This window comes from Virgibacillus sp. 6R (assembly GCF_001895305.1).
GTDB classification, from domain to species: domain Bacteria; phylum Bacillota; class Bacilli; order Bacillales; family Amphibacillaceae; genus Virgibacillus; species Virgibacillus pantothenticus.
The window spans coordinates 2,662,311-2,685,729 of record NZ_CP017762.1 but is presented as its reverse complement, the minus strand read 5'-3'; the positions used below and the strand labels follow the sequence as shown (position 1 = coordinate 2,685,729).

Below are 23,419 nucleotides of genomic sequence, written 5' to 3'. Positions count from 1 at the left end.
GTCGCTCGTTGGTCACTGTTTGGTCACTATAAAAGAGAAGGTTTTTAGGCCTTCTCTTTGTAGCTAATGATCATTATTAACTTTATCTTTATACTCTTTTATTATTTTTGTATTTAAATCGCTAATCTCTGAAAAATGCCACTCAAAAGTGGTTAAAATTCTATGAATTTCAAATAACATCTCTTCTACTTCATCACCGTCTCCTAAATTCAAATTATTAAAATTAATTAGTATTTCATCTAATTCGCTAGATAACTCTTTAATGTCTTTTAAATTATCAAACTGTTCAACTATCTCATCGTTCTCAACTATATTGGTTCTGGAATTAAGAATCTCTAGTATTTCCAGTAATTTCTTTATTTTACTTATCATTCATCTCCACCCTTTAACTTTTTGTGCAAGGCATCAAGGTACATCCCATATCCTTTTTTTAAATATTTACTATTTGTTTTTTGCTTTACTTTATAAATAGATTGGGCATTTAGTTGGGTTTGATAAAAATCAATAATCCTTATATAATAGAACTTGTGTTCTAAAAATAAAAGGAGTGATTTAATAGTGTTGGATAAAGAAAACAAATCGACCGTCTTAAATGTAAAACTAGAAGGAGCAAAAGGGGATGGGACCACTGATGATACTTTAACCTTCACAAATTTTAGAAACTGCTCAAAATTTAGCAGCCATACAAGTTTATATACCAACTGGTACTTATCGTATAACTGAAGAGTTGGTGATCTTTAGTAATACTACAATTTTAGCAGATACTAATGCTCAGATTATACGAGATCATCCAGGTTATTTGTTAATTAACGGTTATAAAAACTCTCAATCAGAATACCCCCTCTAAATTCACTAGGTATAATGGCAATGGGAATATTTCAATTTATGGGGTATCTGGAACGGAAACGGCATTAAACAAAAAAGTAAAGCTTCCATATTCCATTTCGGTCATGGATCTAACTTAAGAATTGAGTAGAGGGGAAAGTTAAAATAACTCTCCGCCCCTCTCACACCACCGTACGTACGGTTCCGTATATGGCGGTTCAATTTATATTACAGTGTGTACTTTTAAGTAGTAATCTAGGGCAAAGGGAATACCTTTTTGCCTTAAACGTTTGTTGGATAATGCTCGTTGAACCACTTTTGATAGTCCAATGAAACGATAGCCTTTTCGGCAGTAAGTTAAGCCTTTCGCTTCCTCTTCTGTTATTCCAAGCTGGATGAGAGATTTTATTCTCTTCCTGTTGTTCTTCCATTGCTTCCAAATGATGACTCGCAATCTGGAGCGAAGTTTGGCGTCTATTATTCCAAGCGCTTTCTTCATATTAGCTGCCTTAAAGTAATTACCTAACCGTAAATGACCTGTTTTAATTTAACGATTCTCATATCGAGTGAGATACTCCAGTTCCGTTTCGTTAACTGGCGCAGTTTCCTTTGAAATTTCTGAATCGACTTTCCATGTGGACTTGGTTAAAACTTCTTCTTTTTAAAATCATAATAAAAACCAAACCCTAGAAACTTTGTTTCACTAGGACGTGAGATTCTACTCTTTTCCACATTCACTTTCAACCTAGTTTCTTCTCGATGAATTTTGTAATGGAAGTAAGTACTCGGTTTGCTGCCTTTTCGCTTCTAACGAATATAAGGCTATCATCTGCATATCTGACAAAGCTCAGTCCTCTTGCTTCTAGTTCATTATCCAGCTCGTTCAACATAATGTTGCTTAGAAGTGGACTAAGGTTGCCTCCTTGTGGTGTTCCTACTGGCGTATCTTCATATTTGCCACTCACCATAACACCACTTACGAGATATTTTCGTATAAGGGAAATCACATCTCCACCTTTGATCGTATGGGAGATAATTCTCATCAGCTTGTCGTGATGCACCGTATCAAAGAATCGCTCTAAGTCAAATATCTACTAACCACTGAAATCCGTCATTGATATAATCTAGCGCTTGAGTAATTGCCATTTCACAGCTTCTTCCCAGTCGGAAGCCATAGCTGTATTCGCTGAATTGTTTCTGGACTGAGTTTTTGACTGATTGCTTGTTGTACCACCCTGTCGACAACTGTTGGAATACCTAGTTTACGCATTTTTTCCATTTTCTTTTGGAATCTCTACTCGCAATGCCGGTGCTGGTTGGTATTTCCTTTTCCGGATCCCAGCACGAAGTTCATCCTTATTTTCTTTCAGATATGACTTCAACTCCTGCACAGTCACTCCGTCTACCCCGCTTGCACCTTTATTGGATACACGCGTTTATAGGCTTCGTTCATATTTTGATTGCTTAAAACTTTTCTAAAAGTTCCACACTCGTTTCTTCCTTTCCGTTCACGTGGCCGTAAGACACTTCGCTTTTGAGTATCCTCTGAGATACGCTCATACTTTCCTCATTAAAACATTCTGAAGTTTATCTTTCGCCCATTCATGGTGTAGAAACACTATAAATTGTTCAGCCCTTCATGATAAGTATCACTACTACGGCTTCGGCTGACTTCTCACGATAAACCTTTTTCGACCAGCTTTCTTAATAGGGGACTCCTCAGCTGTCCGTGAGACCTCCCAGGGTAAGACAACTATCTTTCCTCTTTTACTCGCCTGATTTACTCTACAGGATTACGCACACCTTATTGGACTTTGACTTGTTATGGAGCCTTATCCACCTATAAAGCCTTGGTATCAGATTTCTGTTCGTCGAGTCAAGATTTTGATACGCGCTTCCTTCAGCCTTTACCTCACGATAAGTGCCTGGCGCACATAGAAAAAGCCTACTCGTAAGAGTAGGCAATCGGTTATAGTTGTTTTAGGATTTCAATATCACAATTTTCCATTGAGAATTTATGTAAAAAATCTAAAGCTTCTTTAGTTACTACTAATTCCCCTTTCGAGGAAAGACAGAAATGGTGTCCAGACCATTTCGTAAAATTATCTTCTATTACTTCAATGGTACCCAATGGAATAAATCTACAAAAAGAAGGTATTTTCTTATTTTGGTATAGTTCTTTAAATTCATTAGAAGTAGTGACTAAACATTCTTCTACTTTATAATCTTTAAACTTACTCTTTCTTAATTCATTTTCGACTCTACCTGAAATAATGAAGGCAGGAGTGGCCTCTAAAAGGTCATCGCCTAACCAACCTTCTATTTCATAGTGTAAAAACTTTACCTTTCCAGATATACCTTCCATTTCAATATCTTTTTTTGTTCCATAAACAGTTTTTTCACCGTGACCGCCAGCCACTTCTGGTTCCAGAAAATATAAATCCACTAGAGTTCTTCCTCCTTTTTAAATTATCTTTTAACTCGCGGGTTAAATTTATCACCATATTTCCTATCTAACTCAATCATATAATCTATAAAATCTTGTTTTGTGGGATTAGGATTATTTCTATAAAATCTATTCCATTCTTTACGTATTTTTGATAAATGAATATCATTATTGAATTCTTTTGGGATCCCTCGAAGGTTGGATAATGCATGAATTTCTTCTTTAGAAAATAGCTTAGGATACCTTTTAAGAACTTGTTGTTCAATAGCATGATGTACCACAACACTACCCTTAAGCTCAGGATATTTATCAAAAAAAGTCTTTCTATAATTTGTAACATTTTTAACCTTTTTTGCTGTCTGCTTACCCTTATTCGCAAATTTAAGCGCGCCTTCGCCAGCTTTAAATAGCTTAAAAACTTTTCCTTGAGGCATAAGAGAAGCTGCTGCTATTTCCTTTTCTTGTTGCGTTGCTCTTGGATCCATCACCGTTTTTGCATCATCCCAAATGAGAAAATCAAAAGCTTCCTTTGCTATTTTTCCTCACATTTCTTTTGCATCATCCATACTTCTTTCTAGCCAGCTTTTTTCTGGCTTCTTTGGTCTCCTTCGATTTTCAGGAATCGTATCCACTAATTCATATTCTACACTTCCAGATTCGGATTGATATTTTCTTACGATTCTACCATCCACCAAAGTATAGTAAGTTCCCTGTCTCACTTTTTTATAGTCAAAGACCTCTGCTCCGGAAATTACTTGATGTTCAATGGTAGAAAATTCTCCTGTAGTTAAACGGTCACCTGATGCTGCTACAGCTGCATGCATAGCCCGATAACTATAATCCATGGTTTTTAATCCAAAATGTTTCTGTAAATACTGAATCGGAATAGCTGCAAATCGAGTATACCTAGAGAGTAGAAGCTTGCTTGCTTCACCAAGCAGTGCCTCTAGCCCAATTGCGTTTCTAACAGCCTTATTCTCAATACCAGCTACAAGTTCTTTGTGAAACTTTTGGTCATCTAGCTGTCTGGCTTGGTACCTATCAATACGTAACTTTCCATTGTTTCCTAACTCACAGATTTGACTAATATAATTCTTCATCATGCGAATATCTTGTTCTATGGGTTCTAGCTTAGCTGTATTGTGGCGGTCAAAGGCGTGGAGCTTCTCTATCGTCTGACGGTTTATCTTTTTCGCATGTTGTACTTTATCTAGAAACTCCCCATCGTCTATATCGCGAATGTCAATAATATCTTTAACCGAGTGAAGAACGGCATTTGCCTCATCCGTTAACGCCATAGTAATCTGTTCCATTCGCTCAAAACCTCGTTGCACGTCTTGAGAAAGAAAATCCTCTCGAATAACTCCATCTTTGTTTGGTTCCATGTCCCGAACCGACTTTTTCATTTCCTGTAACGTATCGGAGTAATTCGTAATAAAACCTTCTAGGAACAACAGAAACGGCATATGTACCTCTTGGTAAAAGGTTCGAATAGAATTAGCCGTTTTTCCTTTAAACGCATCCTCCAAAGCTATAATTCCCTCTATGCTTTTCTGGATGTTTTTTACTTGTGTATGTATTTGCTCAAGTTGCGATATGGTTTTGTCAATATAGCTATGAAGGTCGCTTACATAAAGCGCCTTAATGAAAATCCCCTCCTATCCCCATTGGTAATCATTTCAATGTAACCCCTTTAGTGCATTATACTAAAAGTGGAAAATATATGGAATTGTTTATGGGAAAACTACATATAAGTGGCAGCATAAAAATATATCTGGCGTATGGGAATATACGCCAGATCAGCTGCGAGAAATGACTACTAAAGTTTGTACCAGATATTTGCATATGGCTGGGGGCTTTGAGCAAAAGAGAGCGACTTATGTTAATTTTGTGCCCCAGATGTTTAACTCTAATTCAGCTCTTAATTTGAATACTACATTTATTTATGTAGTTCTAATTGCTTGTTGTTTACCGCTAATTTAACCTGTGCTTTGTAATCAATTTCAACGTTTTGACACACTTTCTGTTTTTCTTTGTAATCAACCTTAAACAAATGAAGGTGCCTTGCTACCATACGTCTAATTATGTCTGTGGTAAGAACATTCCCCTTATTTTCATCATATAACGGATTTAATTTCAGTATGTGGGATTTTGTATTTATGGTCTAAAGCAATAGATATTCCGATTATTTTCTTTAATACTTGCGGGTTTTCATTGATAACTCTTTTCACTGCATCATAAATATCATTGTTGCCTAATGATTTGGATATAACTTTTAATATGGTGAATGTAAACCAACCAGCTAGCAAAAGTAAAAAGAAATTTTTTCGCTTTTTCCTCAGCTTTATTATCAGTTAATTTATCTAGACCATTATTTCTAATAACTTGTTGCGCTTCGGACAATAAATAATCTTTCTCAGAAGTAATTTGCTTTATAAACACATTTAATAATCTGAGACCAGCCTTCATTTATTAGTTTCCCTTTATCTCTTCCTTCTATATGTCCTGGATAATTTGCCAAGATTTGTCCAATCATTTCTAATTCTTTAAACCCTTGATTAACCGAATTAGATTTATCTATCATTTCATGGTCATTATCTTCCATCTCTGCTACTTCTTCAATATTTAGATTGCGCTCAAGTTCATCTTTATCTTTATGCATTTTTATTCTGTTTTTTTCAACGTCATTTTTTCTTCTACTACTAATTTAGGTAATTCACCAATAAACTCATTTTTAGAAAGATGAATTAAGAACATTAGAATATTTGCATAGTCATCTTTATATAAATTATTCACCATATCCACAACTAATTTTTGAATTCTTTCTTTTTTATTCTCTTTTTCAAGGTTATCAGCTAAATACTTAGCAACAAAATAATAATAAACATAAGCATACTTAAATTTGATTTGATCATAATATTCATACAACAATGAATATTTTAGAAGTTTATTTTTATATTCTTCAAATCCTATTGACTCCCAATAAACACTATTAAAATCACTATGAATAACATGTACACTTCTCTTTTTAATCTTAAACAGAACATACATTCCATCAAATAGGGAGTTATGGTTTGTATACGCACCTTGAAGATTACATATATGAACTATACACATCAATCGGAATAAAAAATCCTGCTGACTTAGATAAACAAATAATAGCAAAGAAACTGGGTGTAGATATTATTTATGAAGAAGATAAGCTGTTTAGGTTTGACAACGAAATAAGTTTAATCAGAAACACTGAAAGACAAGAGTGGATGGACTTTGGTCATGAAATCGGACATTACCTTAGGCATTGCGGTTGTCAATTGAATATGCACCCTTTGTTTATTGATCTACAGGAATGGCAAGCAAATAACTTTGCGTATCATTTTTGCGTACCAACATTTATGTTGGATAAGCTATACAACTATAAAATATTTGACATTATGCAACTAGTTAATGTTGATTACGACTTTGTTTATAGAAGATTAGAGATGTATACAAATAAAATGCGAACAGGAGGTTTTTTTGATGAAGGTTATCTCACTAGAGCATAAACGAAGGAAGAAGAAGGCTGAAGAAATAGTAAAAGTTCCACTATATGACAAAGTCTTTATTGATGAAAACGGGAAACTAACAGGTAACATTATTGATTATATCGACAAACCTAACCATTGGTTGGAGGAGGAGTAAGCATATGGCCAGAGGGCATTTTAGAAAAAGAAATAACGGTAAATGGCAACTGGAAGTTGATCTAGGTTCCTACATTGATCCTAAAACCGGGAAAAAGAAACGTCATAAAAAATATAAAACAATATCCGCAAAAGGATCTAGAGAAGCTGAAAAAGAATTAATTAAATTTGTATCTGAAGTAACAGGTGAGGGCTATCACGAACCAGAAAAAATAAATTTTGTGAACTTTGTACAAAAGGAGTGGTACCCAAAACATGCAGAAATTCACTTATCACATACTACTCTAGCTAATTTCATTGTATACTTAGAATCGAGAATCTTGCCAGCCTTTAAATATCTACGTATGGATCAGATAAAAGGGAAACATATTGTGGACTTTCTTCATAACTTGCAAGAAGACGGAATGCGATTGGATGGAAAAAAAGGGAAGCTTTCTAGTTCAGCTATTTTTTATCATTATCGCATACTTAATAATATATTTAACTTTGCTGTATCGATTGGAGCAATGAACGAAAATCCATGTAAGAAAATTGATAAACCAAAAGTTGAATACGAGGAAGCGCCAGTATATAGCCTGGAAGAAACCATTGAGTTATTAAAATGTCTCGATAAAGAAAGTGAAGTCCCCCACTGGAAAATTGCAATAAAACTCGCCATAACTGCTGGACTAAGGAGATCAGAACTTTTTGGGATAGATCTAAAAAAGCATATAGATTTAGATAATGGTATTCTACATGTTAGACAAGCATTAACTTATTCCAAACAAAAAGGGTTACAATTTCATGAAATTAAGAAAGGAAATAGACAAGCTAGGAAAAGAGATATTTATTTATCAAAATCCTTACTTAAACCTATAGAAAAATTGATTGCTATACGAAATAAAGAACCCCTTGCTTCAAATAATTATTGGGATGAAGAAAGATGTTTATTGCTTTGTGATGAAAACGGAAAACCTTTTAACCCTAGTTCCTTAAAGAATTGGTGGAAACGTTTCTTGAATCGCCATAACCTCACATATATTAAAATACACTCACTTAGGCATACATCTGCCAGCATTCTTATTAACAAGGGTATAGACGCTAAACCAATACAAGAAAGATTAGGTCACTCCGACATTCAAACAACAATTAATATTTATAGTCATCTTTATAAAGAAACAAATCAAATTGTTTCTGAACAACTAGACGATATTCTGCAATTAAATGATGTTAAGAACCAGTAAAAACCAATAAAAATTACTTTAAACAACGAATTGGTCGGCAAAATGTCGGCAAAAATGCCACAAAAAAACATAGGCTTCTACTCTGTTTGGAGTAAAAGCCTATGATATTAACGTTTATAAGAGAGCTTCCAAGCGGACTTGAACCGCTGACCCCCACCTTACCATGGTGGTGCTCTACCGACTGAGCTATGGAAGCATAAATGGCTCCACAGGTAGGATTCGAACCTACGACCGATCGGTTAACAGCCGATTGCTCTACCACTGAGCTACTGTGGAATAATGTAAATATTACACCTTATTATACCACAAACAAAATAATTACAAAAATATGTATAGTAAAAAGCCTGGCGGCGTCCTACTCTTGCAGGGGCAAAGCCCCAACTACCATCGGCGCTGGAGAGCTTAACTTCTGTGTTCGGCATGGGAACAGGTGTGACCTCTCCGCCATTACTACCAGGCAAAATTGCTATTTGTTATGTTGTGCTAAAAAATAGGCACAAATCTTATTATAAGCGTTTTTGAGAAAAAATCAAGATTTTTGTTGAAAAAAATCGATTCCTGATTTATACCTCGAAAACTAAATAAGAGATCATCCAACGATTCATCTTCCAAAATGGTTAGTTAAGTCCTCGATCGATTAGTATCCGTCAGCTACACGTGTCACCACGCTTCCACCTCGGACCTATCAACCTCATCATCTCTGAGGGATCTTACTCACTTTTAGTGATGGGAAGTCTCATCTTGAGGGGGGCTTCATGCTTAGATGCTTTCAGCACTTATCCCTGCCACACGTAGCTACCCAGCTATGCTCCTGGCGGAACAACTGGTACACCAGCGGTGTGTCCATCCCGGTCCTCTCGTACTAAGGACAGCTCCTCTCAAACCTCCTGCGCCCACGACGGATAGGGACCGAACTGTCTCACGACGTTCTGAACCCAGCTCGCGTACCGCTTTAATGGGCGAACAGCCCAACCCTTGGGACCGACTACAGCCCCAGGATGCGATGAGCCGACATCGAGGTGCCAAACCTCCCCGTCGATGTGAACTCTTGGGGGAGATAAGCCTGTTATCCCCGGGGTAGCTTTTATCCGTTGAGCGATGGCCCTTCCATGCGGAACCACCGGATCACTAAGCCCGACTTTCGTCCCTGCTCGACTTGTAGGTCTCGCAGTCAAGCTCCCTTCTGCCTTTACACTCTGCGAATGATTTCCAACCATTCTGAGGGAACCTTTGGGCGCCTCCGTTACCTTTTGGGAGGCGACCGCCCCAGTCAAACTGCCCGCCTGACACTGTCTCCGGACCGGATCACGGCCCTGGGTTAGAAGGTTCGTACAGCCAGGGTGGTATCCCACGGTTGCCTCCACGTAAGCTAGCGCTCACGCTTCGATGGCTCCCACCTATCCTGTACAAGCTGTACCAACATTCAATATCAGGCTACAGTAAAGCTCCACGGGGTCTTTCCGTCCTGTCGCGGGTAATGCGCATCTTCACGCATAGTATAATTTCACCGGGTCTCTCGTTGAGACAGTGCCCAAGTCGTTGCACCTTTCGTGCGGGTCGGAACTTACCCGACAAGGAATTTCGCTACCTTAGGACCGTTATAGTTACGGCCGCCGTTTACTGGGGCTTCGGTTCTACGCTTCGTGCCGAAGCACTAACGTTTCCCCTTAACCTTCCAGCACCGGGCAGGTGTCAGCCCCTATACTTCGCCTTTCGGCTTCGCAGAGACCTGTGTTTTTGCTAAACAGTCGCTTGGGCCTATTCACTGCGGCTCCTCCTTAAAGGAGCACCCCTTCTCCCGAAGTTACGGGGTCATTTTGCCGAGTTCCTTAACGAGAGTTCTCCCGCTCACCTTAGGATTCTCTCCTCGCCTACCTGTGTCGGTTTGCGGTACGGGCACCTATGAACTTACTAGAGGCTTTTCTTGGCAGTGTGAAATCCGGAACTTCGGTACTCTATTTCCCTCCCCGTCACAGCTTGAAATTATCGGACGGATTTGCCTATCCGACTTTCTCACTGCTTGGGCGCACACATCCATCCGTGCGCATTCCTTATCCTACTGCGTCCCCCCATCGTTCAAACGTTCATGAGGTGGTACAGGAATATCTACCTGTTGTCCATCGCCTACGCCTTTCGGCCTCGGCTTAGGTCCCGACTAACCCTGAGAGGACGAGCCTTCCTCAGGAAACCTTAGGCATTCGGTGAAAGAGATTCTCACTCTTTTTTCGCTACTCATACCGGCATTCTCACTTCAAAGCGCTCCACCAGTCCTCACGATCTGACTTCACTGCACTTTGAACGCTCTCCTACCATTGTTCGTAGAACAATCCGCAGCTTCGGTGATACGTTTAGCCCCGGTACATTTTCGGCGCAGAGTCACTCGACCAGTGAGCTATTACGCACTCTTTAAATGGTGGCTGCTTCTAAGCCAACATCCTGGTTGTCTGGGCAACTCCACATCCTTTTCCACTTAACGTATACTTTGGGACCTTAGCTGGCGGTCTGGGCTGTTTCCCTTTCGACTATGAACCTTATCACCCATAGTCTGACTCCCAAGGATAAGTAGCTGGCATTCGGAGTTTGACTGAATTCGGTAACCCGATGAGGGCCCCTAGTTCAATCAGTGCTCTACCTCCAGTACTCTTTCCTTGAGGCTAGCCCTAAAGCTATTTCGGAGAGAACCAGCTATCTCCGTGTTCGATTGGCATTTCACCCCTACCCACACCTCATCCCCGCATTTTTCAACATACGTGGGTTCGGGCCTCCAGTCAGTGTTACCTGACCTTCACCCTGGACATGGGTAGATCACACGGTTTCGGGTCTACGACCGCATACTATATCGCCCTATTCAGACTCGCTTTCGCTGCGGCTCCGTGTCTTCCACTTAACCTTGCATACGATCGTAACTCGCCGGTCCATTCTACAAAAGGTACGCCGTCACCCATTAACGGGCTTCGACTACTTGTAGGCACACGGTTTCAGGTTCTCTTTCACTCCCCTCCCGGGGTGCTTTTCACCTTTCCCTCACGGTACTGGTTCACTATCGGTCACTAGGGAGTATTTAGCCTTGGGAGATGGTCCTCCCGGATTCCGACGGAATTCCTCGTGTTCCGCCGTACTCAGGATACACTCCGGAGGAGATTCCTTTTCGATTACAGGGCTGTTACCTTCTTTGGCCGACCTTTCCAGATCGCTTCATCTAAAGAATCTCTTGATAACTCCTATGGAGTGTCCTACAACCCCAGAAGGCAAGCCTTCTGGTTTGGGCTGTTTCCGTTTCGCTCGCCGCTACTTGGGAAATCGCATTTGCTTTCTCTTCCTCCGGGTACTGAGATGTTTCAGTTCCCCGGGTATGCCTCTTCTATCCTATGAATTCAGATAAAAGTACTACTCCATTACGAGCAGTGGGTTCCCCCATTCGGAAATTCCCGGATCGACGTCTACTTACGACTCCCCGGGACATATCGGTGTTAGTCCCGTCCTTCTTCGGCTCCTAGTGCCAAGGCATCCACCGTGCGCCCTTATTCACTTAACTAACTTTCTATTTATGAATAAGCATATTACTTTTCAGCTTTTGGTTTTCTAGCTTCAGCTCATAGCGATTAGCATGACTTCCTTCCTCTCCATACGATAAGTCAACATCGATTCACTTGCGTTCACCGTGCTTCCTTTATCTCCTTCGAGTCAGTCCAGTCTGTACATCGCTACACATTCGCTTCCGCTTTTAGTTTGATGTCGTTGTTACTCTTATTTAGTTTTCAAGGTACAAAAATGGAGCCTAGCGGGATCGAACCGCTGACCTCCTGCGTGCAAGGCAGGCGCTCTCCCAGCTGAGCTAAGGCCCCATATATCTTAATATTCTTTTAGAGATGGTGGGCCTGAGTGGACTTGAACCACCGACCTCACGCTTATCAGGCGTGCGCTCTAACCAGCTGAGCTACAGGCCCATCCTATCATAAGATAAATGATTTTAAATTGTTAAATCACTCTCTCAAAACTGAACCAAACAACCAAGTATGTCTAGGACCGAACTTAGTCGGTTTCCTTATATAATCTAGCTCAAACTCCTAGCAACTAGCGAATTTCCTTCTCCCTCCTACGATAAGTCAACATCAATTCGCCTTTCGGCTCATCGTGTTTCCTTTATCTCGTCGGAAGACGTCCAATTCGTACGTTGCTGAGCAATTGTTTTCGCCTTTTATATTCCAGCTCCAGCGTTCAGCGACTAGTGAAACTTCCTTCACCTCCGTACGATAAGTCAACATCGACTCCCTACAGTCGTCGTGTTTTCTTTATCTCCTTTGGTTCAGTCCAGTTCATACGTCGCTAAACGAACGCTTACGCTTCATCTTATTCCTTAGAAAGGAGGTGATCCAGCCGCACCTTCCGATACGGCTACCTTGTTACGACTTCACCCCAATCATTGGTCCCACCTTCGGCGGCTGGCTCCAAAAGGTTACCTCACCGACTTCGGGTGTTACCAACTCTCGTGGTGTGACGGGCGGTGTGTACAAGACCCGGGAACGTATTCACCGCGGCATGCTGATCCGCGATTACTAGCGATTCCGGCTTCATGCAGGCGAGTTGCAGCCTGCAATCCGAACTGAGAATGGTTTTATGGGATTTGCTTGGCCTCGCGGCTTCGCTGCCCTTTGTTCCATCCATTGTAGCACGTGTGTAGCCCAGGTCATAAGGGGCATGATGATTTGACGTCATCCCCACCTTCCTCCGGTTTGTCACCGGCAGTCACCTTAGAGTGCCCAACTAAATGCTGGCAACTAAGATCAAGGGTTGCGCTCGTTGCGGGACTTAACCCAACATCTCACGACACGAGCTGACGACAACCATGCACCACCTGTCACTCTGTCCCCGAAGGGAACTCCCTATCTCTAGGGGCGTCAGAGGATGTCAAGACCTGGTAAGGTTCTTCGCGTTGCTTCGAATTAAACCACATGCTCCACCGCTTGTGCGGGTCCCCGTCAATTCTTTTGAGTTTCAGCCTTGCGGCCGTACTCCCCAGGCGGAGTGCTTAATGCGTTAACTTCAGCACTAAGGGGCGGAAACCCCCTAACACCTAGCACTCATCGTTTACGGCGTGGACTACCAGGGTATCTAATCCTGTTCGCTACCCACGCTTTCGCACCTCAGCGTCAGTTACAGACCAGAGAGTCGCCTTCGCCACTGGTGTTCCTCCACATCTCTACGCATTTCACCGCTACACGTGGAATTCCACTCTCCTCTTCTGTACTCAAGTCCCCCAGTTTCCAATGGCCCTCCACGGTTAAGCCGTGGGCTTTCACATCAGACTTAAAGGACCGCCTGCGCGCGCTTTACGCCCAATAATTCCGGACAACGCTTGCCCCCTACGTATTACCGCGGCTGCTGGCACGTAGTTAGCCGGGGCTTTCTGGTTAGGTACCGTCAAGGTGCCAACCTATTCGAATGGCACTTGTTCTTCCCTAACAACAGAGTTTTACGATCCGAAAACCTTCATCACTCACGCGGCGTTGCTCCGTCAGACTTTCGTCCATTGCGGAAGATTCCCTACTGCTGCCTCCCGTAGGAGTCTGGGCCGTGTCTCAGTCCCAGTGTGGCCGATCACCCTCTCAGGTCGGCTACGCATCGTCGCCTTGGTGAGCTTTTATCTCACCAACTAGCTAATGCGCCGCGGGCCCATCTGTAAGTGACAGCATATGCCGCCTTTCAACATCTCGTCATGCGACGATATGTATCATCCGGTATTAGCCCCGGTTTCCCGGAGTTATCCCAGTCTTACAGGTAGGTTGCCCACGTGTTACTCACCCGTCCGCCGCTCGTTCCACAAGCGTCACCCCCGAAGGAGATCTGCTTGCTTCCCGCGCTCGACTTGCATGTATTAGGCACGCCGCCAGCGTTCGTCCTGAGCCAAGATCAAACTCTCCATAAAAGTTTGTGATGATGAACACCGTTCTTCATCATTCTTAGCTTCTTCCGAGATTGCTCTCGGTCGATTTTTTAAAAGAAAAACAGAGATTGCTTTTCTTGACATACTGGTTGTTTTGTTCAGTTTTCAAAGAGCAATATTATTAATCTGTCGTTTTTTGCGACAAGATATAATTTATCATGTTTCTTAATGATTGTCAACAGTTTTTTTGAAGTTTTTTATTTCGTTTTTCACTGTTGTTGTGCCTTTTATTGACAACAGAATTTAATATAGCATATATATTTTAAAATGGCAATAGGAAAATCTAAATTTTTCTTTATAAATTATAAATACGCCGTATCTATGCCTGAAAATCAGGATAACCCAATAATCTCAACAGTTTACAGCGCACTTAATCACATGCTCTTGCTTTTAATCGTTTCTATACTTCTAGTCTTTTGTCATACATCTGCCTATTACCTTTCAACTAACAGAAACTGATCAAAAAATCTCGAAATTGTCCATTAATAATGGTATCATTTAAAGTTATATAAGGATTTCCTTGCTAAAGATAACTATCTTTTTTCGAATATCTAACTAAGAAGAATTAGGACCAAAGCAAAAGTCGTCATTTTACTATACATTTTTGTATTTCTTCATTATTTCATTTATTGATTTTTACTTCGTTTAGGCATGTATTTCATACATTCTTTTTCATTCGCTACTCTACGAAATAACTGAAATAACATTTGGTACCTTTCTCTCATGGGTTCTTTAACTATATTATCAATTCGCGAATCCTCTAAATCCATTAAAAGTTCTTCTAGCTCTCTTCGGATCAAATATTCTAATTCCTTTTGTTCCATATTATTAATTAATAAACCTAGCATTTGTTTCACCACCTCACATTTGTTAACTGTTTTGTTTTTTACTGTTTTCAGTTTCTCCTACTCGATCAAAATCATGCAAAACATGTATATAAAATTATTCGCAAAACATATCGAATTATGTCGGTTTTTAGTAATAATTATCGCTTTTATTTTTAATTACTAATAAGCAATTTATTTAGCAAGTGCTTTTATCATTCTTAGTGATAAGGCATAACAAAAGAAGGATACGGGCACTTACAGTTTCCTGTTACAACAATCTTGACATAAGCCTTTTTCTTTTACGATATACCGTTAATCTTAGATTTCTATACCTTCGAAAAAGGCAATCTTCTCCCAAGCGGCCGTTATCTGATTGCCTGGGTTCCCAACAATTCGGATAGTTAGCGCGACCCTTTCTCAAACTTCAAATACTTCATAGTTACGTAAAGCAACCATTAAGGCACTTTAGATGCGCAATAAATGATTCTTGTTCTTAATACTTATACAACAACATAATATGTATTAACGTTCTTTTATACATGCCCTTCAATCTCACTCCAAAACACGCTATAGAACCAAAATCCCGGACGCTCGTTCTCTCTATCTTAAGAGACCTTTTCTTACTATGCATCATACACATTGTAATCAATAGTAAAAGGAGGACAAGCCATGTATATAAGAAACTGGCTGAAATTTCACATCTGTATAAGTTTTTAGTATGCAATCTACTTAAATTTCTTTTATTGCTAATGGATTTATAAAGGAGGAGAAATAGTGCAGCATTTCTATGTATGGCGCTTTAACAAAGGGAAACGATGGTTTGCTGTAGCAGTTGTCGCTCTATTTACAGCAACCTTTCTATGGCTAGAGTGGAATGGAGAATTCACGGTTTTTTCAAACAAGGAGCCCACTGCCATGTCAAAAGGTAATGCAAATGAGAATAATATTGCATTAACCTTTAATATTAGCTGGGGAGAAGAACGCGTTGATCACATTCTAAAACGACTAAAAGAAGAAGGTGTCCAAGCAACCTTCTTTGTAAGTGGGGAGTGGGCGGAAAAGCATCCAGATATTGTTGAAAAAATTACGGAAAACAAGCATGAATTAGGCATGCTTGGCTACCGCTATAAAAGTTACTTGGACCAAGATTTGGAAACTGTAAGCAAGGACTTGCGAAAAGCACGGGAAGTATTCGACAAATTAGGTTATGAAGATGTGAAATTATTACGCCCTCCTAGCGGTCATTTTAATAAAGAAATTATAGAAACAGCTGAAAACATGGGATATAACGTGATTCATTGGAATGTGAATCCACATGATTGGAAAAATCCTGGTTCAAATACAATTGTAGATTATGTCATGAAACATACAACCAATGGAGATATCATTTTACTTCATGCCTCCGATTCAGTGAAACAGACTGCTAAAGCACTAGAAACAATACTACCCGGCTTAAAGAATAAAGGGTTTTCATTTGTTTCTATGACTGAATTAATTAATCAAGCCCATGCCAGCGCGGAATTAGTTGAATAAAGCAAATCTTCAACTATTTGAGGGCATTTATTCCCACTGATGTTCGTACCATATGTATGACCTAAAAGGTATTTAAATAGGGCATTCAGATGCTGTATCTCCCACTTAGACTTGGTGCAATACAGATTTGAAGTGGGAGTCTTCCAGCACCTTATATACGTATAAATACCCCTAATCATGACCACCCGTCCAACGGGTGGTTTGCACATCGGCTATAAGCCTAAACTACCGACCAGCGTCTAAAGGCGCTGGCTTTCATTCAGTATTCAAGCCTCATTGCCTTTGCCTTTTTTGCTTACCCCTAAAGGAGTATCAGTATTTCTTGCACCCTTAAAAGGCTCTTCACACTCCCTTACGCTTAACTTATCTAATGTCTTGCTCTTGGATATATTTTTTTATCGTTGCTTCATTCAGTCCCACTGTACTTACATAATAGCCTTCCGTCCAAAAGTGCCTATTACCAAACTTATATTTCAAATTAGCATGCTTATCAAAAATCATAAGGGCGCTTTTTCCTTTTAGATATCCCATAAAGTTGGATCCCGCTACTTTTGATGGAATACTCACTAACATATGCACATGATCAGGCATAAGATGACCTTCTATTATTTCCACTCCCTTATATTTACACAGTGTTAGTAATGCTTCTCCGATATTGATTATAAATTATTTTTCGTCTATACTTTGGAGTGAACACAATATGGTATTTACATAACCATTTTGTGTGTGCCAAACTATTCGCTTTTTTAGCCAATTTACTCACTTTCCTTTCTATAGTTTAGAGGCTTGAACAATCTCTATAATAGAAGAAAGTGAGTGTTTTATTTGGTATAACCATTGGTTTCCCACCCGCATAGCAGGTGGTTTTCTGTTTCGCACGCTGTCGCGAGCTCAACGGACTAAAGTCATAAGAAAGTAAAGATGCGTCGATGACATCATCGACGCATTTACTGTAGAGCGTATGACATAAAATGAAATATTCAAGTACACGCACAGCTATGACCTAAAGGTCTCTAAAAAGCATCGAACATGTGACTTGCAGTTGAATCCTCCGCTTATCTTTTTGGATTTTACCTCGCAGTATTTGATGACAAGATATTATTGCCAGTTACATATGATGAAACATTCCACCCTTTAACCTTTTGCTTTTTCTTTTATTGTTGCTCTATTTGAAGATGTAGCTTGAGAACTAGCATTATTCTGGTTGATTCGATGTAGTGCCAATAATTGATATGTATTACAAGCTAACAAAGGAATGATCATTAACCAAGCATAATCTGTACCTTCTGTTCGCAGTCCTGGCACCCATTCAATAGTCGTGATTACTACCATTAAAAACAATGCAGGGATAAACGCTTGCTTGTTCGTTTCTTTTGCTTTAATGGTTGAAACAATCCATCCGTAAGCTAATATAGCTGCCGCCATTAAGATATACCAATAAACAGCCACTTCTCCTTTTGTTGCTTGGTATGGAAAATAAACTAAATCAAACACGACAAATGCAATTAATAATACTTGCACGGTTGGCCAAAAAGAACGAAACAATCCTAAACCAAAGCGGTTAATAAATAAAAATGCAAAAAAACCTGTCTGACTGACAACACTAAATACGAGCCCCAACCCGATAAAAAAGATAATTAACCCCAATAATTCCATCCAATTTATCGGGTCAAGATTTGCAGCGTAATCCTCTGCTTTTACAAAAAAGCTTGTAATAAGTCCTACTACACCACCTATAATCAACGTTTTAAAAAAGAAATTGACTAATTTTCGAGTGTTCAAAACCCTTATCCCCCTAAACTTTATAACGTATTATTTTAACCATTATCCAGTAGGCGATTTTTATCCAACGAAAAAAGCCACACCTTAATCATTGGTTTTCTATCTCCCCACTGATTATTAGAATTGGGCATTTGACTTGCAATTGAAATCCTCTCCCTTATCCCCCTTAATTTTCAACTCGTAGCGATGGAAAACAGCTTTATTGCCAGCTACCTCCGAAATAAAGCAATATAGCAGCTGTACTCCATGTCCAATTTCCCTGCAATGGATACAGATTTTTCTGGAACATCTTACATACGGACAAACTTGCCTTCCTCTCCCGTATTCTATCATGAAGTAACCGTTTTTTCCTTATATAACGAATATTTTTCTCTGTATCCACGCACATTAAAACAGAGAAGGAAGGAGGATTTCCAAAGTGAATTTGAATCGATTAAGAATCCTTGGCATCGCTGTTATCGTTTCTTTCATTCTTATCAGTGGGTGTACCGATGGAAATGCCTCGGACAAAGAAGGAGATTATGATACAACAAAGAAAATGGTTGTTGATATATTACAAACAGAAGATGGAAAAAAAGCAATACGTGAGTTAATGACAGACGAAAAAATGAAACAAGAGCTTGTCTTGGATTCTGACGTTGTAAAGAAATCCATTAACGAGGCGCTTGTATCTGAAAAAGGAAAACAAATGTGGACAACACTGTTCCAGGATACCGATTTTGTTAAAGAATATACTAAATCTATGCAAGAAGAACATAAGAAGCTAATGAAGAGCTTGATGAATGATGCAGGTTTTCAAAAACAAATGCTTGAATTATTGCAAAATCCTGAGATGAACGATCAAATACTCCAAGTAGTGAAAAGCCAGCAATTTCGTGAGCACCTTGAAGAAACTATTCAACAAACGCTTGAAACTCCACTTTTCCAAGAAAAAATGCAAGAAACACTTCTAAAAGCTGCTGAAAAGCAAGGCAAACAAAAGAAAGAAGAAGAAGGAGGAAAAGGGGAAGGCGGGGAAGGCGGCGGCGGAGCAGGTGAAGCTGGAGGAGGAGGCTAAAAAAACAAAAAGCATAAACGCCTTGACCCTACCAGATAAACTGAATCTACAATCATTGGGGGGGTATTTCATCTCTCACTGATTGTTAGTACCGTAATGGTATGACCTAAACGCCTCTAAACGAATCGGGCATTTAGGTACTGTTATCTCCCACTTAACTTGTTATAGTATGGATTCTCCGGTTCTTGAAGTGGGAGTCTTACAGCACCACCTTATATGCAGGATAAACTGAAATCAGACGACGATACAATTTAAATCACTGTAGAATAGAAGCGCCTTATGATCTAGTGCTTGAGAATGTACCAAATTACCAAATGGCATCCGACATTAAAAAGCAGTGAATTGTGTTAGTTTCTTATCTTACCGCTACTCTATCCCGTTAAACATGTACAATAATTGTTTGCTACTGTTCCTGCAAACGTTAGAAAAGCTTGGCTTGTCGCCAAGTCTTATGGCGGAAGCCTTTGTTTTTCTTATACTATAAACCAAAAAAATCTTATACTTTCCTATAGTGGAACAAAGGCGCGGGGCGCCCGTTTAGCAACGTAGCGAATGGAATGAATCAACTAAAGATAAAGGAATCATGCCACTAAAAACAAGGGTATGCCGACGCCTGAGCGGCAAGCCCGTTTTTAGTCGGCCCTCCTCTTTGCGACGAACCGATCATGACTTATCGTAGGGCGCATTTCTAAGTCGCCTAGTTGCTGGGCTCATGCGCCAGACGTAGCTACTCGGTTATTCCGGCACCTCATTTTATACTTTCTTAGTCTTATAAAGAAAAGACGTCTCAAGATTACTAAATCAACGCTTGAGACGTCCTCTACAATTTTATTCTTCCAATTGAGCCACTATTTTAGCCGCAATTTTGTGGTATGCTTGTCCAATTGGATGATCCTGCTGATAAATAGATGGAGCAAAAACATCCTCTTCCTCATACGGCTGCTGCAATGGCAATTGACCAAGTACTTTTGTTTTCAACACTTCCGCCAATTTCTTGCCACCGCCTTGACCAAATACATATTCCTTCTGACCTGTAAGCTCACTTTCAAAATAAGCCATATTTTCAATAACACCTAGAATTTCATGCTCTGTTTTTAATGCCATTTGACCGGCACGAGCTGCAACAAATGCAGCTGTTGGATGTGGAGTTGTAACAATTACTTCCTTACAGGATGGAAGAAGCTCATGTACATCCATTGCAATGTCGCCCGTTCCAGGTGGTAGATCAAGCAATAAATAATCTAGATCCCCCCACTCGACTTCCTTAAAGAAGCTATTTAACATTTTTCCGAGCATTGGACCCCGCCAAATAATCGGAGAATTATCTTCTACAAAAAAGCCCATTGAGATGACTTTCACACCAAACCGTTCCACAGGGATAATTTTTTCGCCACGAACCTTTGGACGTTCTTCCACTCCCATCATATCTGGGACACTAAAGCCATAAATATCCGCATCAATAATTCCGACTTTTTTTCCTAAACGTTTTAAGGACATCGCTAAATTAACGGTGACAGTGGACTTACCAACGCCACCTTTACCACTGGAAACAGCAATAAACTTCGTACCGCTATTCCCCCCCATTAACGCAGCCTCTTGCTCTTTTTCAGCAGCAGGTTGATATTTCTTTATAACGTCATCTGGTAACTGTTCAAACCGTAAACCTACTGTAGACGCTCCATTTCTCTTAAGGATTCCGACAATCTCTTGTTGCAGTTGCATCTGTTCAGCAGTATTGGTTTTAGAAATACCAATTTTTACACTCACATGGTTCTTGTCTTCTTTAATATTAACTTCCTTAATACCTTCAGTTTCTTCTAACGATATATGTAAAAACGGATCTCTAACAGGGTTAAGCAGCTGAATTACTTCTTCCTTCGTTAGCATCGAAATCACCATCCCTTTGTAAATGCATACAACGTCAGTATAACATAAAATAAAGCATCCATCAGTTTATGAGATTGCCTATCATTTATCAGTAATTCCGTTCAGCTAGTGAAAGCGTACTAGTTGCAAAAGGCTGTTCCATTACTTACCTAATTCATTGTTTTTCCATCTATTGACTAACAAGACTTGTCCTTAAAATAAATAATGAGCGCTTCTAAGCACTCATAGTTTATATACGTTTGTTTAGCCCAAATTCTCTAACTAACTCTCTTCTCCCTCATCCTTTATCTCCTCTGTAATATAACGCAGAATACCTTTATAAATGCTTGCTGCGACTTTTTGCTGATAATCCGAATCCTTCAACAATTCCCGTTCTTCTGCATTGGATAAGAAACCGATTTCTACTAGTGCACCCGGCACTTCCGCATGCTTTAGTAAATAAACATTATTAATCGCTAGTGCCGCACGATTGGTATTCTCCAAATTGCGGATCAACTCTGCCTGAATCATTTCTGCCAAATGCTTATTTTCGTCCTTAAGAGGATTATAAAACGTCTGAGCCCCTCTCCATTTAGACGAAGGTAGCGCGTTTAAGTGCAATGTAATAAAAAAGTCAGCTTCTTTTTTATTGATAAATGCTAAACGGTTACGAATATCCTCTGATTTTCTTTTAGATAACCCTTTTACATCTGGTGAAGCGAGATCTTTATCTGTTTCCCGTGTTAAGTACACGATTGCTCCAACTTGCTGTAAATATTTTTGTACTTTTTTAGAAACTTCTAAGGATATGTCCTTTTCCTGTGTATCATCCTTCCCAACAGCACCACCATCCGGTCCGCCATGCCCGGGATCAATCACAATTGTCTTCCCGGATAAGGGTAATGAAAAGGAAGATCCTACATTAAAAGATAGTTGATTGGTAATCGGCAACTGAATAAGATACCCTAAAACAAATACTCCTACTAACCAAAGCACTATTTTATACCATTGCTTCAACTGCTAGCCCCCTTTTTCCACTCAGATCTAATATCTTTAAAATGCTCATCTTCAAGAGACAAGAACCTATAATGCGCTATTCTTTAATCAACAGAGCGCAGAAAATTTCAGCACTAATACAGCGTGCGAAGAATAGTGTTTTCCTTTGTTTAGGACACTGATCATAAAAGCGATTCAACAGGTAAGCGAGGATGGCAACGACAGGCTGCATGTAGTAAAAATTTTATTTTATAAAGTCCCCCGAATCGTCTTTTTCTACTTTTACCTGTAGGGAATTTCTACTGTACTAAAATTCGCTTTATTCTCTTCTATAGTCTATGGGACAGGCAATGGAATTATGTCTACGTAATAGGATGAATATTGATGCACCTTCGTTTACAATTTGGCATTTCGTGGTATATTAAAGAAATACATCAATATATTAAAAAAGGAGAGAGCCAAATGGATTGGTTAGGCCTCGGAGTTACTATTTTTGGAGTTGCTTTCCTAATACTCTCTATTATATTAATTAAACCGCTATTAAACCTAGCAAGAGTACTAAGCAACCTACAGAAAACAACGAACAAATTGCCAGAACAAGTGGAGGAACTTACTAATCAAGCTGCAGACACCCTAAGTACTGGACATGAGACGCTCCATGAAGTAAATAAGCAAGTTAAAGAATTAACGCCTATTTTTCATATGGTTGGAGGAGCTTCAAGAGCCGCTAACGCCGCTTCATCCTCCATGGTAAATGCTGTAATGAACGTACAAAATTCATCAACAGAAGGAAATGTATTTACAAATAAACATCATCTCGAAGGTATTTACGGCCTTGCTACGATAGCTTACTATGCAATCAAGCAAAGCAAGAAACAACCAGCTGCTGATAATCCTAAATAACATATTTATTTTTAATCAGGACAATCATTCACCTCACCTACATTACTAATGATTGTCTCTTTTACATTCCATTTCAATTAGTAATAATAAAATGATTCAATCAGTAGATTGTCTTTAATCCCGCTGCAAGGTTATGACCTAAAGACCTTTGAACTGGAACGACGTTTTCGATTAGGAAAATTACTTCTACATAAAGGAATCACGGTGAGGCGACGAACCGATGAGGACTTATCGTAGGGCGATTTCGTGAAGTCGCATCGTTGCTGGGCTCATGCGCCGGACGTGGCTATTCAGTTATTCCCTTATCCCAATGCAACAAATTTTATACTTTCTTATTCCT

General features: G+C 39.7%; 22 protein-coding genes, 4 tRNA genes, 3 rRNA genes and 1 pseudogene. 6 read left to right on the top strand and 24 right to left on the bottom strand.

Annotated elements, in window-relative coordinates; translation table 11 throughout:
• Positions 1 to 63: 63 nt before the first annotated feature.
• The 11 genes from BKP57_RS12185 to BKP57_RS12150 form a co-directional block, all read right to left on the bottom strand.
• Positions 64 to 372 (bottom strand): hypothetical protein, encoded by a 309-nt coding sequence (locus BKP57_RS12185; protein ID WP_072741584.1) that lies wholly within the window; start codon positions 370 to 372, stop codon positions 64 to 66.
• Positions 373 to 1,048: 676 nt separating this feature from the next.
• A complete protein-coding gene (locus BKP57_RS22875) occupies positions 1,049 to 1,324 on the bottom strand; it encodes a hypothetical protein (RefSeq protein ID WP_232231153.1) in 276 nt (91 codons plus the stop codon).
• Positions 1,325 to 1,565: 241 nt separating this feature from the next.
• Positions 1,566 to 1,868, bottom strand: a complete 303-nt coding sequence (locus BKP57_RS22870; RefSeq protein WP_232231152.1) for a reverse transcriptase domain-containing protein — start codon at positions 1,866 to 1,868, stop codon at positions 1,566 to 1,568.
• A gap of 104 nt (positions 1,869 to 1,972) precedes the next feature.
• The gene (locus tag BKP57_RS23145; RefSeq protein ID WP_257786684.1) at positions 1,973 to 2,104 is read right to left on the bottom strand and encodes a hypothetical protein; all 132 of its coding nucleotides are present in this window, start codon (positions 2,102 to 2,104) and stop codon (positions 1,973 to 1,975) included.
• 690 nt (positions 2,105 to 2,794) lie between these two features.
• Positions 2,795 to 3,271: a hypothetical protein gene (locus BKP57_RS12170; RefSeq protein WP_072741582.1), complete on the bottom strand. Its 477-nt coding sequence runs from the start codon at positions 3,269 to 3,271 to the stop codon at positions 2,795 to 2,797.
• A gap of 23 nt (positions 3,272 to 3,294) precedes the next feature.
• Complete coding sequence (locus tag BKP57_RS12165; RefSeq protein ID WP_198034993.1) at positions 3,295 to 3,759, bottom strand: hypothetical protein; 465 nt, start codon at positions 3,757 to 3,759, stop codon at positions 3,295 to 3,297.
• 54 nt (positions 3,760 to 3,813) lie between these two features.
• The gene (locus tag BKP57_RS12160) at positions 3,814 to 4,917 is read right to left on the bottom strand and encodes an LXG domain-containing protein (RefSeq protein ID WP_257786715.1); all 1,104 of its coding nucleotides are present in this window, start codon (positions 4,915 to 4,917) and stop codon (positions 3,814 to 3,816) included.
• 293 nt (positions 4,918 to 5,210) lie between these two features.
• Positions 5,211 to 5,345, bottom strand: coding sequence for a hypothetical protein (locus BKP57_RS23140; protein ID WP_257786683.1), 135 nt, complete (start codon positions 5,343 to 5,345; stop codon positions 5,211 to 5,213).
• Positions 5,346 to 5,388: 43 nt separating this feature from the next.
• Positions 5,389 to 5,580 (bottom strand): hypothetical protein, encoded by a 192-nt coding sequence (locus tag BKP57_RS22110; RefSeq protein WP_128743233.1) that lies wholly within the window; start codon positions 5,578 to 5,580, stop codon positions 5,389 to 5,391.
• 107 nt (positions 5,581 to 5,687) lie between these two features.
• Positions 5,688 to 5,933, bottom strand: coding sequence for a hypothetical protein (locus tag BKP57_RS12155; protein ID WP_050349680.1), 246 nt, complete (start codon positions 5,931 to 5,933; stop codon positions 5,688 to 5,690).
• A 2-nt stretch (positions 5,934 to 5,935) separates the two neighbouring features.
• Positions 5,936 to 6,322, bottom strand: coding sequence for a hypothetical protein (locus BKP57_RS12150; RefSeq protein ID WP_072741580.1), 387 nt, complete (start codon positions 6,320 to 6,322; stop codon positions 5,936 to 5,938).
• Positions 6,323 to 6,345: 23 nt separating this feature from the next.
• Between BKP57_RS12150 and BKP57_RS12145 the strand changes: the two genes are divergently transcribed.
• From BKP57_RS12145 to BKP57_RS12140, 3 genes are read left to right on the top strand one after another with little or no spacing between them, the layout of a single operon-like run.
• Entirely contained in the window at positions 6,346 to 6,813 is a 468-nt protein-coding gene (locus tag BKP57_RS12145; protein WP_072741579.1) for an ImmA/IrrE family metallo-endopeptidase, read from the top strand.
• On the top strand, positions 6,788 to 6,949 hold the full coding sequence (locus BKP57_RS22105) for a hypothetical protein (RefSeq protein WP_156875321.1): 162 nt from the start codon (positions 6,788 to 6,790) through the stop codon (positions 6,947 to 6,949). The genes BKP57_RS12145 and BKP57_RS22105 overlap by 26 nt, the downstream gene beginning before the upstream one ends.
• Positions 6,950 to 6,953: 4 nt before the next feature.
• Positions 6,954 to 8,171 carry a site-specific integrase gene (locus BKP57_RS12140; protein ID WP_072741578.1) on the top strand — a complete coding sequence of 406 codons (1,218 nt, stop codon included), beginning with the start codon at positions 6,954 to 6,956 and terminating at the stop codon, positions 8,169 to 8,171.
• A 123-nt stretch (positions 8,172 to 8,294) separates the two neighbouring features.
• On the opposite strand, the gene BKP57_RS12135 is transcribed toward BKP57_RS12140, so the two are convergent.
• The 9 genes from BKP57_RS12135 to BKP57_RS12100 all read right to left on the bottom strand — a co-directional run bounded on the left by BKP57_RS12135 (position 8,295) and on the right by BKP57_RS12100 (position 14,963).
• Positions 8,295 to 8,367 (bottom strand) — tRNA-Thr (locus BKP57_RS12135).
• 5 nt (positions 8,368 to 8,372) lie between these two features.
• A tRNA-Asn gene (locus BKP57_RS12130) sits at positions 8,373 to 8,447 on the bottom strand.
• A 66-nt stretch (positions 8,448 to 8,513) separates the two neighbouring features.
• Positions 8,514 to 8,629 (bottom strand): 5S ribosomal RNA (gene rrf / locus BKP57_RS12125).
• Between the two features lie 159 nt (positions 8,630 to 8,788).
• Positions 8,789 to 11,706, bottom strand: a 23S ribosomal RNA gene (locus tag BKP57_RS12120).
• 237 nt (positions 11,707 to 11,943) lie between these two features.
• A tRNA-Ala gene (locus tag BKP57_RS12115) sits at positions 11,944 to 12,016 on the bottom strand.
• 25 nt (positions 12,017 to 12,041) lie between these two features.
• A tRNA-Ile gene (locus tag BKP57_RS12110) sits at positions 12,042 to 12,118 on the bottom strand.
• Between the two features lie 165 nt (positions 12,119 to 12,283).
• Entirely contained in the window at positions 12,284 to 12,436 is a 153-nt protein-coding gene (locus BKP57_RS22100) for a hypothetical protein (protein WP_156875320.1), read from the bottom strand.
• A 96-nt stretch (positions 12,437 to 12,532) separates the two neighbouring features.
• Positions 12,533 to 14,097 (bottom strand): 16S ribosomal RNA (locus BKP57_RS12105).
• The 16S, 23S and 5S rRNA genes sit together here with 4 tRNA genes alongside, the layout of an rRNA operon.
• 644 nt (positions 14,098 to 14,741) lie before the next feature.
• Positions 14,742 to 14,963 (bottom strand): hypothetical protein, encoded by a 222-nt coding sequence (locus BKP57_RS12100; RefSeq protein WP_050349542.1) that lies wholly within the window; start codon positions 14,961 to 14,963, stop codon positions 14,742 to 14,744.
• A gap of 753 nt (positions 14,964 to 15,716) precedes the next feature.
• Between BKP57_RS12100 and pdaB the strand changes: the two genes are divergently transcribed.
• The gene (gene pdaB / locus BKP57_RS12095) at positions 15,717 to 16,475 is read left to right on the top strand and encodes a polysaccharide deacetylase family sporulation protein PdaB (protein ID WP_050349543.1); all 759 of its coding nucleotides are present in this window, start codon (positions 15,717 to 15,719) and stop codon (positions 16,473 to 16,475) included.
• A gap of 266 nt (positions 16,476 to 16,741) precedes the next feature.
• On the opposite strand, the pseudogene tnpA reads toward pdaB, so the two are convergent.
• Together tnpA and BKP57_RS12085 are read right to left on the bottom strand one after the other, a co-directional pair.
• Positions 16,742 to 17,229 (bottom strand): annotated as a pseudogene (tnpA, locus tag BKP57_RS12090) (IS200/IS605 family transposase).
• A 380-nt stretch (positions 17,230 to 17,609) separates the two neighbouring features.
• Positions 17,610 to 18,257 carry a KinB-signaling pathway activation protein gene (locus BKP57_RS12085; RefSeq protein WP_050349544.1) on the bottom strand — a complete coding sequence of 216 codons (648 nt, stop codon included), beginning with the start codon at positions 18,255 to 18,257 and terminating at the stop codon, positions 17,610 to 17,612.
• Positions 18,258 to 18,675: 418 nt separating this feature from the next.
• Here BKP57_RS12085 and gerD point away from each other — a divergent pair, with 418 nt between their 5' ends.
• Entirely contained in the window at positions 18,676 to 19,314 is a 639-nt protein-coding gene (gerD, locus tag BKP57_RS12080) for a spore germination lipoprotein GerD (protein ID WP_311997845.1), read from the top strand.
• An 828-nt stretch (positions 19,315 to 20,142) separates the two neighbouring features.
• On the opposite strand, the gene BKP57_RS12075 is transcribed toward gerD, so the two are convergent.
• Positions 20,143 to 21,201 (bottom strand): Mrp/NBP35 family ATP-binding protein, encoded by a 1,059-nt coding sequence (locus BKP57_RS12075; protein WP_050349545.1) that lies wholly within the window; start codon positions 21,199 to 21,201, stop codon positions 20,143 to 20,145.
• Between the two features lie 261 nt (positions 21,202 to 21,462).
• The gene (gene cwlD, locus BKP57_RS12070) at positions 21,463 to 22,197 is read right to left on the bottom strand and encodes an N-acetylmuramoyl-L-alanine amidase CwlD (protein ID WP_050349546.1); all 735 of its coding nucleotides are present in this window, start codon (positions 22,195 to 22,197) and stop codon (positions 21,463 to 21,465) included.
• 441 nt (positions 22,198 to 22,638) lie between these two features.
• Between cwlD and BKP57_RS12065 the strand changes: the two genes are divergently transcribed.
• Positions 22,639 to 23,079, top strand: coding sequence for a DUF948 domain-containing protein (locus tag BKP57_RS12065; protein WP_072742422.1), 441 nt, complete (start codon positions 22,639 to 22,641; stop codon positions 23,077 to 23,079).
• The last annotated feature ends 340 nt before the right edge of the window (positions 23,080 to 23,419 follow it).

Excerpts from the sequence above, each read along its gene's own strand:
- BKP57_RS12065 (WP_072742422.1), top strand. The coding sequence starts at position 22,639 with ATGGATTGGTTAGGCCTCGGAGTTACTATTTTTGGAGTTGCTTTCCTA.
- BKP57_RS12075 (WP_050349545.1), bottom strand. The coding sequence starts at position 21,201 with ATGCTAACGAAGGAAGAAGTAATTCAGCTGCTTAACCCTGTTAGAGAT.
- BKP57_RS12140 (WP_072741578.1), top strand. The coding sequence starts at position 6,954 with ATGGCCAGAGGGCATTTTAGAAAAAGAAATAACGGTAAATGGCAACTG.
- BKP57_RS12100 (WP_050349542.1), bottom strand. The coding sequence starts at position 14,963 with ATGCTAGGTTTATTAATTAATAATATGGAACAAAAGGAATTAGAATAT.
- BKP57_RS22870 (WP_232231152.1), bottom strand. The coding sequence starts at position 1,868 with ATGAGAATTATCTCCCATACGATCAAAGGTGGAGATGTGATTTCCCTT.
- BKP57_RS12155 (WP_050349680.1), bottom strand. The coding sequence starts at position 5,933 with ATGCATAAAGATAAAGATGAACTTGAGCGCAATCTAAATATTGAAGAA.
- BKP57_RS22875 (WP_232231153.1), bottom strand. The coding sequence starts at position 1,324 with ATGAAGAAAGCGCTTGGAATAATAGACGCCAAACTTCGCTCCAGATTG.
- BKP57_RS12150 (WP_072741580.1), bottom strand. The coding sequence starts at position 6,322 with ATGTATGTTCTGTTTAAGATTAAAAAGAGAAGTGTACATGTTATTCAT.
- BKP57_RS23145 (WP_257786684.1), bottom strand. The coding sequence starts at position 2,104 with ATGGAAAAAATGCGTAAACTAGGTATTCCAACAGTTGTCGACAGGGTG.
- BKP57_RS23140 (WP_257786683.1), bottom strand. The coding sequence starts at position 5,345 with ATGGTAGCAAGGCACCTTCATTTGTTTAAGGTTGATTACAAAGAAAAA.
- BKP57_RS22105 (WP_156875321.1), top strand. The coding sequence starts at position 6,788 with ATGAAGGTTATCTCACTAGAGCATAAACGAAGGAAGAAGAAGGCTGAA.
- BKP57_RS12185 (WP_072741584.1), bottom strand. The coding sequence starts at position 372 with ATGATAAGTAAAATAAAGAAATTACTGGAAATACTAGAGATTCTTAAT.
- BKP57_RS22100 (WP_156875320.1), bottom strand. The coding sequence starts at position 12,436 with ATGTTGACTTATCGTACGGAGGTGAAGGAAGTTTCACTAGTCGCTGAA.